The 14,084-nt window shown below is 61.8% G+C and carries 5 protein-coding genes; 4 read left to right on the forward strand and 1 reads right to left on the reverse strand.

Features of this window, described 5'->3' with window-relative positions:
- Positions 1 to 5 precede the first annotated feature (5 nt).
- A complete protein-coding gene (locus tag R6G97_RS05035; RefSeq protein ID WP_317847866.1) occupies positions 6 to 8,552 on the forward strand; it encodes a two-partner secretion domain-containing protein in 8,547 nt (2,848 codons plus the stop codon).
- Here R6G97_RS05035 and R6G97_RS05040 read toward each other — a convergent pair.
- Positions 8,549 to 9,699 (reverse strand): IS3 family transposase gene (locus tag R6G97_RS05040; protein ID WP_317847867.1). Its coding sequence is split into 2 segments (ribosomal slippage): positions 8,549 to 9,456 and positions 9,456 to 9,699, totalling 1,152 coding nucleotides; the frame shifts between segments, so codons are not numbered across the junction. The genes R6G97_RS05035 and R6G97_RS05040 overlap by 4 nt on opposite strands.
- A gap of 299 nt (positions 9,700 to 9,998) precedes the next feature.
- On the opposite strand from R6G97_RS05040, the gene R6G97_RS05045 reads away from it, so the two are divergent.
- From R6G97_RS05045 to abaF, 3 genes are all read left to right on the forward strand, one after another.
- Entirely contained in the window at positions 9,999 to 11,582 is a 1,584-nt protein-coding gene (locus R6G97_RS05045) for a methyl-accepting chemotaxis protein (protein ID WP_317847868.1), read from the forward strand.
- 169 nt (positions 11,583 to 11,751) lie between these two features.
- Complete coding sequence (locus R6G97_RS05050; RefSeq protein ID WP_070094388.1) at positions 11,752 to 12,411, forward strand: GntR family transcriptional regulator; 660 nt, start codon at positions 11,752 to 11,754, stop codon at positions 12,409 to 12,411.
- 280 nt (positions 12,412 to 12,691) lie between these two features.
- Positions 12,692 to 14,053, forward strand: a complete 1,362-nt coding sequence (abaF, locus tag R6G97_RS05055) for a fosfomycin efflux MFS transporter AbaF (RefSeq protein WP_043214705.1) — start codon at positions 12,692 to 12,694, stop codon at positions 14,051 to 14,053.
- The last annotated feature ends 31 nt before the right edge of the window (positions 14,054 to 14,084 follow it).

Genomic DNA, 14,084 nt, shown 5'->3' on the forward strand with positions numbered 1-14,084 from the left:
CACACATGGACGTTCGCCTATTCGCCTTCCTGGCCCGCCAACGCTCGGCCAGCATTCAACCCCGTGAGCGCTTTTGCGGATTGCCCAAGCGTGGCTTGGCCTTCATATTGGCCAATGCCATCTTCTGGCAGCCGTTATGGGCCCAGGCGGGTGAAGGTATCGTGGTCAGTGCGCCGGGGACGAGCCTTGATCGGGCGGGCAACGGCGTACCGATCGTCAACATCGCCGCGCCCAACGGCAGCGGGCTCTCGCACAACCGCTTCAGTGATTACAACGTCGGTAAGCAGGGCGTCATCCTCAACAATGCCACCGGGCGGACCCAGGCGACCCAGTTGGGTGGCATCGTCCTCGGCAATCCCAATCTGAAGGGCAGCGCCGCTACTACCATCCTCAACGAAGTCAACGGTACCAACCCCAGCCAGTTGCGCGGCTACACCGAAGTTGCAGGGCAACGGGCACACGTCATCGTCGCCAACCCCCACGGCATCACCTGTGACGGTTGCGGCTTCATCAACACGCCCCGGGCCACGCTGAGCACGGGGCGACCGGTGATCGAGAATGGCCAGTTGGCCCGTCACCAGGTCGACCAAGGCCAAGTAATCATCGAAGGGGCGGGGCTCAACGCCACCAACGTCGATAGCTTCGAGATCATCACCCGCAGCGCGAAGATCAACGCCCAGATCCAGGCCCGCGACCTGACCATCGTCGCCGGGCGCAACGATGTCGACGCCCGCACACTGGCTGCCACTGCTCGCACTGACAACGGCAGCGCCAAACCAGAGCTGGCCATCGACTCTTCGGCGTTGGGCGGCATGTACGCCGGGTCGATCAAGCTGGTGGGTACAGAAGCTGGAGTGGGTGTAAAGCTTGATGGCAAGCTGATCGCCAGCGGTGGCGATATCCAGCTGGACGCCAATGGGCAATTGCGCATGGCTCAGGTCAGCGGCGCAGGCGATCTGCGCGCCAAGGCTCAGCAGGTCACCGTCGATGGCCCTGTGTATGCCGCTGGTACCGCTGAGCTGAGCGCTCGCGGCCAATTGAGCAACAACCAGAGCGTGGCAGCCGGGCGGCATGTCCAGCTCAGCGGCGCGCAGCTCGTTAACAGCGGTATCGTCGAGGCTGGGGTCAATGCAGACAACAGTCGCAACACCCAGGGCGATGTAACGCTGACGGCGCAGGATCTGCGCAACAGCGCCAGTGTGGTGGCCAGCCGCAACCTGCAGGTGAAGGCAGGCACCCTGGACAACCAGGGCGGCACGCTCAAAGGGGCCGATGCCCAGCTAACAGCCAGAACGCTCGATAACCGCAAGGGCCGCCTTGTCGCAGACGCTCAGCTCGGTATCAGCGCCACGCGGCTGGATAACCGCGAGGGCAAGGCCATCGCCAATCGCGTGAATGTAGCGGGCGGCGAGGTGATCAATCAGCTTGGTTTGTTCTCGGCCGAGCAGTCGCTGACGTTCGAACTTGAGCGGCTGGACAACAGTGGCAAGGGCAACCTCGTCAGTAACGGCACCCTTCAGGCGCGCGTGAAACAGACGCTCGATAACCAGGCAGACGGCCTGCTTTCGGCCAAGGGCACGCTCGAGGTGCAGGGCCCCAGCCTGGACAATCGCGGTGGCCTGATGGTCGGCGATGCCGGTGTCAGCATCTCTGGCACACACCTGAACAACAGTGCCCTCGGCGTGATCAGCGGCCTGGGTGACGTGCAGCTTGACCTTGGCGCGTTGAACAACAGTCAGGGTGGCAGCCTTGCCAGCGACGGCAACCTAACCCTTGCCCTCGGCGCGACTGACAACCGCGATGGACGCCTGATCGCCCAAGGGCGACTGACGGGCACCTCGGGCAATCTCGACAACCGCGACGGTGTGATCAGCGCCGGCCAGGGGCTCGACCTGACCACCGGCAATGTCCTCAATGGCAGCAACGCCAGTGGCACATCCGGCGGTCTGATCACCAGTCAGGGCGCACTCACGCTTCGGGCCGGGCAGTTCGAATCCCTAGGCGGTGGTGAGGTCTCTGCCAAGCAGAACCTGCAGTTGACGGTTGCCCGCCTGGTTCAGCAACAGGCGCGACTGATTGGTGAAGGCAACGTCCTGATCGAACTGGGGACGGGCGCTCAGCCGGGCGATTTCGACAATCGCGCCAGCTTGCTCAGCGCAGGCGGCCTGCTGCAGATCAAAGGGCTGGGTAACTTCGACAACCGGGGTGGCGAGGTTTCCAGCAAGCAAAGCTTTGACCTCGTCGCCCGCGGCACGCTCGAGAACGGCGATCAAGGGCGGATCATCAGCGCAGGCCAGCTCGGCCTGCAGGCGGCCACCTTGCGCAATGCCAACCAAGGATTGATGTCTGGCTGGCGGGGGCTGACCGTCGAAGGCATCAGCCTGGACAACAGCGCAGGCGGCACGCTTTCCAGCCGCGAGGGTGCACTTGCCCTGACGTTGAGCGGTGCGCTGGACAACCATGGCAAGGGTGCGCTGGTCAGCCGGGGCGATATCACGCTCGACGCCGCAAGCCTGAATAACACCAGTGGCATCCTCTCAACTCAGGGCAATCTTGGCCTGAAGCTGGCCGGTAATCTTGACAACCGCAGTGGCGGGCTGCTCAGCGCCCACGGCACCCTGGTCGGCAGTGGCAAGGCCTGGGATAACCGCGGCGGGCAGATCACCGCGAACGGGGTCAAGCTCGACACCGCCAGCCTCGACAACAGCGGTGGCCGCCTGGTCAGTGATGGTGATTTGCGCCTTGGCTTGCTCGGTGCGCTACTCAACATCGGGGCGGGCAGCACATTGGCCAGCGCCGGACCGCTGGATCTGACTGCCGGGTCCGTCGACAACCGTGGTGGGCAACTGGTCAGCCAAGGGCTGCTTCACATCCTCGCCGGGCGCTTCGACAACAGTGCAACTGGCACCATCGCCAGTCAGGATGCACTAGACCTGACGCTGACCGAGGCCCTGGTCAACCGTCAGGGTGGCCTGATCTACAGCAAGGCGGGAACGCTGGAGATCGCGGCTTCTGACCTGGACAACGTCGACGGCACCCTGCGAGGGCAGCTCGACACGACCTTGCGCATCCAGGAGGTGGCCAACAACCAGGGCGGGCACATCACCAGCCAGGCCGGCAATCTGGATTTGCAAAGCACCCGGTTGGACAACGGCAGCGGCGGTGTTCTCAGCAGTGCGGGCTGGCTGAAACTGGTCACCGACTGGTTCGGCAACAACGCAGGCACGACCCAGGCGCAATCGCTCGATGTGCAAGCGACGGCGGCCATCGATAACCGCAAAGGTCACCTCTCGGCGATCGACGGTGAAAGCCGCATCGTTACCGGCGAACTCGATAACCGTGGCGGTGGGCTGTATGCCAGCGAGCTGCTGCACGTACGCGCCAATCAACTGTTGAACCAGGGCAGCAGTGCCGGCCTGGGCGGCAAGGTCGGTGCCGCGAGTATCGACTTCAGCCTGCAAGGCGCCTTGAGCAACCAATACGGTTTGATCGAAAGCAGCGGGCCGGTGACGTTGTCAGCTGCCAGTATCGACAACACCTCCGGCGCCATTCGCGCGCTGGGCCAGACAGGTACCACGCTTTTAGCTGCATCCGGTCTGTTGAACAACCGACTCGGTCGAATCGAGACGGCGGCCCAAAACCTCGACCTTCGCGCAGGCACTTTGCAGAACACTGCGGGTACCGTGCTGCATGTCGGCACCGGCAATTTCGGCATCAACCTGGCCCAGGCCGGCCTGGCCGGGGGCAGCTTCACGACCAATGGCGACCTCAGTTATCAAGCTTCCGCCTGGACCAACAACGCCATCATCCAGGCGCGTAATCTCAACCTGACGATTGGCCAACTCAATCAGGGCGCCAATGGTCAGTTGCTCGCAGTGCAGCGCTTGACCGGCAGCGGCGGCAACTGGAGCAACAGCGGGCTGATTGCCAGCGATGGCAGCCTCGACCTCACCTTGACGGGTAACTACGGGAGCAGCGCACGCCTGAGCAGCGTGGGCAACCTCACGTTGCGCACCGGTTCCATCACGCTTGGCCAGGCAGGCAGCATTATCGGGGGAGGCACCACCAGCGTTACCAGCACCGGCCTGGTCGAAAACAGAGGGCGGTTGACGTCGACCCAAGACCTGCGTGTCAGCGCCGCCACGCTGAACAACTACGGCACGTTGGGCAGTGCGGATGATCTGCACCTGACCGCCGCGACCCTGCTCAACGAAAACGGATTGATCTTCAGCGGCGGCGACATGCAGTTGCGCGTCGGGAACTTCAACAACCGCTATGCCGATGTCTACAGCCTGGGCAGTCTGCATATCGCCGCCAATGACCAGCAAGGCTGGGCGAGCAGCGTCCAGAACGTTTCCGGCAGTTTCGAAAGCGCCGGAGCCATGACGCTGTTGGTGCAGGACTTCGACAATCGCCGTGACGACGATTTCCAGATCGGCCAGCAGTTGGTCGCCGGCAACATCCGAATGTTCGCTGACGACGTCTGCGACGGTAAGGGCTGTGAGTTCAAGTTCCAGTCCTGGGAGCGCTACGAGGACGTCGTCACGCACGATTCACCCCAGGCGAGCATCACCGCCGGTGGTGACTTCCGGTTCCGCGGTGGCGCGTTCGATAACCTCTACAGCAGCATCGCGTCGGGCGGCAACATCGATATCCATGCTGCCACCTTCCGTAACCAAGGAGCGGCGGGAGGCGTCGAGAAGCACCTGGACGGGTCTTTCTATACCCGCACCGATTCCTATTACTGGACATTCAGGGCCAACAAGGACCTGTACAACCGCTACAACGATCCCGCCTCGCCGGACTACAACCCTGGTGCCTTGACGCGTCAGCAGGTCTTCGAGTCCGGCGGTTACCCCGCGCATAACTTCCATGGCCTTGCAACGGCAGAAGTACAAGTGTCGGGCACACCAGTCGCCAACGCCGTGCTTCAGGCCGCCGGCAACGTCAACATCAATGCCAGCGACCAGTTCGACAACAGTGTGGTGCGTCGCAATGCCGGCTCCCAGCCCATCAGCAAGCGCAACGTCAACACGGCCAACGGTGCGACTACCGGCCAGTTCGCAGTCACCTCGCAATTGCCGCCGGACCTGGTACAGCGCCAGGTCAACCCCATCAGCCTGCCGAGCTTCACCCTGCCTCAAGGTGAAAACGGCCTGTTCCGCCTCAGTGGCCAGAGCGGTGCCGGTGGCAGCGCACAAGGCACAGGCGGGCTCATCGTCGCCGGGCAAAGCGCCAATGCGGTGTCCGGTTCTACCTTGAGCGTGCCGCGTGTACAGGGCGTGCCCAACACGGCTGCCCCGGACAACAGCCACAAATACCTGATCGAAACCAACCCTGAGCTGACGAAGCTCAAGCGTTTCCTGGGCTCGGACTATCTGCTCGACCGGGTCGGCTACGACCCGGACAAGGCGCAGAAGCGCCTGGGTGATGGCCTCTATGAACAGCGCCTGATCCAACAGGCCGTGGTGGCACGTACCGGCCAGCGTTACATCGATGGCATAGCCAACGATGAAGCCCTGTTCAAGTACCTGATGGACAACGCCATTGCCTACAAAGACCGCGTTCAGCTGAAGGTGGGCGTCGGCCTGACCGCCGAACAAGTCGCCGCGCTGACCCACGACATCGTCTGGCTCGAAGAGGCGGTGGTCAACGGCGAAAAGGTCCTGGTGCCGGTGCTCTACCTGGCCCAGGCCGATGGCCGCTTGGCCCCTAACGGCGCGTTGATCATGGGCAATGATGTGGCCTTGATCAGCGGCGGCGATCTGAGCAACCAAGGCACCTTGCGCGCCAGTGGCAACCTCTCGGCCACGGCCACCCACCTCGACAACACTGGCCTGATCGAAGCCAGCAAGCGGCTCGACCTGCTGGCGATGGACAGCATCCGCAATGCCGCTGGCGGCATCATCAGCGGTGGCGACGTCAATCTTTCGGCCCTGACCGGCGACGTCATCAACGAGCGCACCATCACCTCGGTCGATACCCGCAGCGTCAACGACCGCATCCACAAGGAAATCGCCAACAACGCCGCCCGCATCGAATCGCGCGGTGAGCTGGGCATCATCGCCGGGCGCGACCTGGTCAGCACCGGCAGCGTGATCCAGGCCGGGGGCGACGCGGCATTGCAGGCCGGGCGTGACCTGAGCATCGTGTCCGCGCAGGAAGTCGATAGCGCCGACTCCAAGAGCCGTCGGGTCACCGGCAACATCAGCGAGGTCACCCAGCACGGCAGCGACGTGCAGGTGGGCGGGGATCTGCAAGTGAACGCCGGTCGTGACGTCAATGTCGTGGCCAGCCGGGTCGAGGCAGGCCGAGACCTGACCGTCAGCGCCGGTCGCGATGTGCTGATCAGCGCCGCCGCGAACGAAACGCACAGCAACAGCGACTACAAAGGCGGCGGCAAGGAAATCCAGCGCCAGGACGACATGGTCCGCCAGCAGTCCGCCGAGCTGAAGGCGGGCGGCGACGTGCTGGTCAATGCCGGCGAAAACATCACCCTCGTCAGCAGCAAGATCGGCGCTGGCAATGAAGCCTACCTGGTGGCCGGCGACAAGATCGAGCTGCTCGCCGCCAACGACAGCGACTACTCGTTGTACGACATGAAGGAAAAGGGCAACTGGGGCCAGAGCAAAACCCAGCGTGACGAAGTCACTGACATCAAGGCGGTGGGCAGCGAGATCAGCGCGGGCGCCGACATCACCTTGCGCAGCGGCGGCGACCAGAAGTACCAGGGCGCCAAACTCGACAGCGGCAACGACATCGCCATCGTCAGCGGTGGCAGCGTCACCTTCGAAGCAGTGAAAGACCTGCACCAGGAGAGCCACGAGAAGAGCAAAGGCAACCTGGCCTGGCAGTCATCCAAAGGCAAGGGCCAAACCGATGAGACGCTGCGCCAGACCCAACTGATTGCCCAAGGCAACGTCGCGATCAAGGCCGTGGAAGGGCTGAAGATCGACATCAAGCACATCGACCAGCAGAGCGTGAGCCAGGCCATCGACGCGATGGTCAAGGCCGACCCGAATTTGGCGTGGCTGAAGGAGGCGGAAAAGCGCGGGGATGTGGATTGGCGGCAGGTGCGGGAGATCCATGACAGTTGGAAGTACAGCAACTCGGGCATGGGGCCGGCCACACAGATTGCCATTGCGATTGCGGCAGCCGCGATTGGCGGGCTGGCTGCCGCCGGTGCGCTCGGTAGCGCGGGAGTGGGAACGGCTACGGTAACGTTTGGGGCGGGTGTTGGTGCGGCAGGGAGCCTGTCCAGCACTGCCGCGGTCAGCCTGATCAACAACAAGGGTGACCTGGGTAAGGTACTGCAGGATAGCTTCAGCAGCGACAGCCTCAAGCAAATAGCCATTGCCAGCATCGTGGGTGGGCTGAGCGCAGGTTATTTCGATAAGTTGACGGGCACCGAAACACAATCGGTGACTGGCAAGGTCGTTGCGCCGTTGAATACGGTTGAGGGCATCAGCCGATTTGCCGCCAATCAGGCGCTGCAAAACATCACCAGCACGGCTTTGAGCCAAGCATTGGGGCAGGGAGGAAGTTTCGGTAGCGCGTTAAAAGACTCGCTGTACAACACGCTAGCCGCCGCTGCGTTCAATGCTGTGGGTAATCTGCACCTGGAAAATGGCAGTGCGCAGAAGATTGCGGCGCACGCGCTGGTAGGTGGGCTGGTGGCCGAGGCCGCGGGCAAGGACTTCGCCAGTGGCGCCATTGCCGCTGGTGCCAACGAAGCGTTGGCGACCGAGTTGAGGCAAGCCGTTACACGGTTGAGTCCCAAGAACAGGGACGCCTTACTGGTCATGTCGTCGCAGTTGGTGGGCCTCGTGGCGGCAGGGCTGGTGAAGCCCGATGGTAAAGGGATGGAGACCGGTGCCTGGATTGCCAAGAACGCCACTCAATACAACTTCCTCAATCATGAGCGAGCGGAAGACTTGGTTGAAGACATTCACAGTTGCAAGGGTAAACCAAGCTGTGAACGGGACATGTGGATTGGCAGCGGCTACAACAAGGAGAGTCTGGAGAACCTTGATGACGCGCTGAAAACCATGGGGCCGGTACGCGCGAAGGACCTGATGACCCAGATCCAAGGCGGGCTGGCCGCGCTCGGAACGCTACAGTGCACGACGCCTACGTGTGAGAACATCAAGTTCGAGCTGCTTGATCGAAGCTTCAAAGCTTTGGATTCCTTGGATGAAGTGTATGGCTTCGGTGCTATCGTCATTGGCGGCATCGCCGGGATGGCGGGGGCAGGTGGAAGCCGTCCGGGCGCAGGGGCTGTACCTGGGGCTTCGTCTAATGTAAACAAGGCGTATGAGTACTGGGCCGCGGTTAAGGCTGAGCGGGTTGCGGGTGCAAAAGGTGTTTCTCCGGTTGTCACTGCCGAGGGGAAGATTGGTGGGGCAACATTTACTGACGTTAACCAGACTGCTCGCCCAGTCTCACAGGCTAATGCTAGTCAGCCAACTTTGATATCCGACCGGGTAACTGCTAAATCTGACGCATCTGGGAAAGTCCTGCCAAATGGAAATGAATCGCCCCTGCTTTCCTAGACACTCTCCAAGCTCAGAAAATAGCGTTTCTCATACTCTATTGGCGACAGCTGCATAGCACTGCTGTGTCGACGTTTTGGGTTATAGAACATCTCGATGTAATCGAAAATATCACTTCGGGCTTCGTCACGCGTTGCGTAGATCTTTCGTCGGATTCGCTCCCGCTTCAAAAGCTGGAAAAAGCTCTCGGCTACGGCGTTGTCATGGCAGTTTCCTCGCCGACTCATACTGCTGACCACGTTGTTGGCCTTCAGGAAGCTTTGCCAATCTGAGCTACTGAATTGACTGCCTTGGTCTGAATGAATCATCACTTGCTGCTGTGGCTTGCGGCGCCACACGGCCATCAGCAATGCGTCGATCGCCAAGTCGCTGCACATCCTGGGCTTCATTGACCAACCAATTACTTGGCGTGAGAAGAGATCCAGCACTACCGCCAGGTAGAGCCATCCTTCATAGGTGCGAATGTAGGTGATGTCTGTCACCCAGACCTTGTTCGGCTCACTGACCTTGAACTGCCGCGCAAGGTGGTTCGGCGAGGCTACGGTCGGCTTTCCGCCGTAAAAACCTGGACGCCGCCGATAGCCCGTTTGCGAACGCAGCCCCTCTGCCTGCATCAAGCGCCCTACTCGATTTCTCCCGCATGTCTCTCCCAGCTCACGCAGGTCATCGTGAATCTTGCGGTAGCCGTACACACCTCCGCTTTCCAGCCAAGCATGTTTGATCAAGCCAAGCAGACGTTGATCTTCTTTTGCTCGGGCAGATTGAGGCTCGGCCAGCCAGGCGTAATAGCCGCTGGGATGCACCTTGAGGGTTTGGCAGAGGCGACGCACCGGGTAATCCGTCGAGTGCTTCTTGATGAAGGCGTACTTCAGCCACACTCCTTGGCAAAGTACGCGGCGGCCTTCTTTAAGATGTCTCGCTCTTCCGTCACGCGCTTGAGTTCAGCGCGTAGCTTACGCAGCTCGGCCTGCTGATCTTCGTCTTGCTGACGCTGTTCTTGGGGCTTGCTGTAGAGCTTGATCCAGGCGTAAAGGCTGTGAACGGACACCCCCAGACGCTGGGCAACATCAGCGACAGGCCTGCCTTTCTCGGTCACTTGCTTGACCGCTTCGATCTTGAATTCTTCGGGGTAACGCTGACGACTCATGGCACCTCCTATTTGGGCCTCATTATGAGGCTTGGAGGTGTCTACGAAACCAGCGGCGATTCAATCCTTTCCCCCAAAGGTATATTTCCGCGCGTCTGATGGCTCAATGCCATGCTGCGTGTTGCGCAGTGTCAGCCTTGGAAAAGGGCTGCACACGCTGCGGGCATTCATCTCGCATTGATCCCTCTCTCACCTCTTTCGCCGTCGTCGACGGCATTTCCCGCCTCGTGCAACCGGGCCCCTGAGGGGATCGCCCGGCAATGGCAATTTCAAGAACGATCAATAGAAGGGCTCTGCGGATGATCGACCCAATCGTGAAGGTGTTGGCTGATATAAGTGTGCGGTCGAAACTGACCCTGGGCTTTGCCCTGGTGTTGCTGCTGACCCTGGTGATCGCCGGAATCGGTTTGGGCGCACTGAGCAGCCTGGGTGAGCGCAGTGCCAAGCTCAGCAGCATCGCCCACATCAACGAAGAGACGCGCGACGTGCGCATCGCGCGGCTGAACTACACCGTCTCCCCGGGCGCTGAGCAGGCTGCGCAAATGGTCAAGGCGATGGATGAGCTCAACCTTCGCATCGAAGCGCTCGCCAAGCAGTTCACCGATCCGAACGATCTGCGCTGGATCGGGCAGGCTGAACAGGCTATCGAAGCCTACCGTTCACACTTCCAGGATTACGTCCGCGCCGTGGAGGCGCGCAGCGATGCGCAGGCCGTACAGACCCTGGCGGTGCTGGAGTCGGATCTGAAGAGCCTGCTCGAAGCGGCCGGGCAGTTGTCGGACAGCCAGTCGCAAAAGCGTGACCATGAAGTGCAGTCGTCCAAGCAGCGGTTGATCTTCGCCGCGGTGCTGGCGCTGGTGTTCGGTGTGCTGGCGGCGTGGCTGATCACGCGTCTGATCGTGCTGCCGTTGAAAGACGCGCTGCAAAGCGCCGAGCGGGTGGCCAATGGTGATTTGAGCCAGGACGTTCCGGTGTCCAGACGTGATGAACTGGGCGAATTGCAGGCCAGCATGCAGCGCATGACAGTGAACCTGCGGGATCTGATCGGCGGGCTGCGCGACGGCGTGGTGCAGATCGCCAGCGCCGCCGAAGAGCTGTCGGCGGTCACCGAGCAGACCAGCGCGGGCGTGAGCAGCCAGAAGGTCGAAACGGACCAGGTCGCCACCGCCATGAACCAGATGGCCTCGACCGTGCAGGATGTTGCGCGCAGTGCCGAGGAGGCTTCCAATGCGGCGGTCAACGCAGGCCATGAAGCGCGGGAAAGCGACACGGTGGTGAATCAGGCCATCGAGCAGATCACCCATCTGGACGTCGAGGTGGGGCATTCGACAGAGGCGATGGCCGGGCTCAAGCGAGAAAGCGACAAGATCGGCACGGTGCTGGATGTGATCAAGTCGGTCGCCCAGCAGACCAACCTGCTGGCCTTGAACGCGGCCATCGAAGCGGCGCGGGCGGGGGAGGCCGGTCGTGGCTTTGCGGTGGTGGCCGATGAGGTGCGCAGCCTGGCACAGCGCACCCAGAGCTCCACCGAAGAGATCGAAGAGTTGATCAGTGGCCTGCATCGTGGCACGCAGCAGGTCGGTGACATTCTCGAGCGCAGCCGCGCACTGACCAGCAACAGTGTCGAACTGACGCGCCGAGCCGGCACCTCGCTGCTGAATATCAGTCGATCGGTGGCGACCATCGAATCGATGAACCTGCAGATCGCCACGGCCTCGGAGCAACAGAGCGCCGTGGCCGAGGAAATCAACCGCAGCGTGCTCAAAGTGCGTGAAGTGTCCGAGCAGACGGCAGCGGCCAGCGAGGAAACCGCCGCTTCCAGCGTCAAGCTGGCGCAATTGGGCCGCGAGCTGCAGTTGCTGGTGGGCAAATTCAAGCTTTGACCTGTGGATGACTCGGCGCTGCGCTTTCGTTGAATCAAGCCCCTGAAGTGTGTGCCTCAGGGGCTTTGCATTGAATGGACGCGCGGGCAGCACGGGGTTGGCGCCGGCCGTGCCGCGTATCGTATAAGATATCCACACCGTATTGCCACTGGATGCCGCCGTGCCGATCCTGCCCCGCAAAGCCCCCAATCTGGGTGTTACGCCCTCGACCTCTGAAATCATCGCCGAGCACCTGCGTGAAGCGATCATTTCCGGGCATTTGGCCGAAGGCGAGCCGGTGCGTCAGGACGACATCGCCCAGGCGTTCAACGTGAGCAAGATCCCGGTGCGCGAAGCGCTCAAGCGCCTGGAGGCGGAAGGGCTGGTGGATTTTCACCGCAACCGTGGCGCCTTGGTGACCAAGATTTCCGAGCCTGAGCTGGCGCAGATGTTCGAGGTGCGTGTGCTGCTGGAGGTCAAGGCCATCCGCCTGGCGGTGCCGAACATGACCGAAGAGACGTTCCAGAAAGCGGAAGGGATTTGCGCCGAGTTCATTGGCGAGGATGACATTGGCCGCTGGGCCGAACTGAACTGGGCGCTGCATGCATGTCTTTATGAGCCCGCGCAAAGGCCATTTTTGGTGGGCTTGATCCGCTCGATTCACGACAAGGTCGAGCGCTACCTGCGCATGCAGATGAGCTTGTCAGCCGGCAAGGAGCGCGCCGATCACGAACACCGGGACATCGTCGCCGCGTGCCGGAACCGCGATGCCGACCTGGCCGCACAGCTGATCGAAGCGCACATCAACGGCGTCTGCCAGAGCCTTTACGAGCACTTGCCCCATCGCTGAGCGACCGGCGCTGAGGCTGATCCCTTCTGTGGCATCGCCTGCCATATTGCTTCCTCCCGTAACAGTCCCTCGGGGCCGCCCGGCCCTCTGCGGCATGTCCCGTTTTACCCGATAGCCCTGTAGCAGCGCGCCCTGCGCCGCTTTGCCCGAAGCCGGGCGAAGTGCTGGCCCCATTCTTGCTCGGATAAAATCGTATACGAAATACGATATAACAAGGCGGTCCATCCCCGGACATTGGGGCCGGACGCCGAGGACGAACGATCAACGGAGCGGAACATCGATGACCTCTACGACCTCTGTGGCATCCAAAACGCTTGACCGTAAGGCGGACCATGCGCCCGCCGGTATCAAACGCGTGGTGGCTGCCGCCATGGCCGGCGCTGTGGCGGAGTGGTACGAATTCTTCCTTTATGGCACGGCCTCGGCCCTGGTCTTTGGCCAGTTGTTCTTCCGTCAGACCGGCAGCGCGATGGATGGCATCATCGCGGCCTTCGCACTGTATGCCGTGGGCTTTCTGGCGCGGCCTTTGGGGGGATTGGTGTTCGGCCACTATGGCGACAAGCTGGGGCGCAAGCACCTGCTGCAGATCAGCTTGGTGGTGGTGGGCATCACGACCTTCCTGATGGGCTGCCTGCCCACCTTCGAAAAGATCGGCTATGCCGCCCCGGTGCTGTTGGTGTTGCTGCGACTGATCCAGGGCTTTGCCTTCGGGGGCGAGTGGGGAGGCGCGGTGCTGTTGGTGTCCGAGCACAGCCCGGACAACCGTCGGGGGTATTGGGCCAGTTGGCCCCAGGCGGGTGTTCCGGCCGGTAACCTGATTGCCACGGTCATCCTGCTGATCCTGTCTTCGAGCCTCTCGGAGGCGCAATTCCTCGATTGGGGCTGGCGAGTGGCGTTCTGGTTCTCCGCGGTCGTGGTTCTGATCGGCTATTGGATCCGCAAGCGGGTGGATGATGCGCCGATCTTCAAGGAGGCGCAGGCGCGCCAACAGAAAGTGGCGCAGACGCAACTGGGCGTGGTGGAGGTGTTGACCAAGCACTGGCGTGCGGTGCTGATCGGCATCGGCGCGCGGTTTGCCGAGAACATTCTTTATTACACCGTGGTGACCTTCTCCATTACCTACCTCAAGCTCGTGGTGCACAAGGACACCTCGCAGATTTTGCTGCTGATGTTCGGCGCGCACCTACTGCACTTCTTCATGATTCCGGCCATGGGGTACCTGTCGGACATCATCGGCCGCAAGCCGGTGTACCTGGTCGGGGCGGTGCTGACCGGGTTCTGGGGCTTCGTTGGCTTTCCGATGATGGACACCGGCAATGAGTGGCTGATCATGGCCGCGATCACCTTGGGCCTGGCCATCGAGTCCATGACCTACGCGCCTTACTCAGCGCTGATGGCGGAGTTGTTCCCGACCCACGTCCGCTACACGGCGCTGTCGCTGTGCTACCAGGTCGCACCGATCCTGGCGGGTTCGCTGGCGCCGCTGATCGCGGTGACTTTGCTCAAGGAGTACAACAGCTCGACGCCGATTGCCTGGTACTTGGTGGGGGCTGCGCTGATCTCGATCGTCGCGGTGGCCGCGACCCGCGAGACCCGGGGCAAGTCATTGCGGGCGGTGGACGAGGAGTTGGCCAAGCGCTGAGACGCTGGGGGCTGAAAAGCAGCCCCCGACT

The organism is Pseudomonas sp. HTZ2 (genome assembly GCF_033173945.1).
GTDB classification, from domain to species: domain Bacteria; phylum Pseudomonadota; class Gammaproteobacteria; order Pseudomonadales; family Pseudomonadaceae; genus Aquipseudomonas; species Aquipseudomonas guariconensis.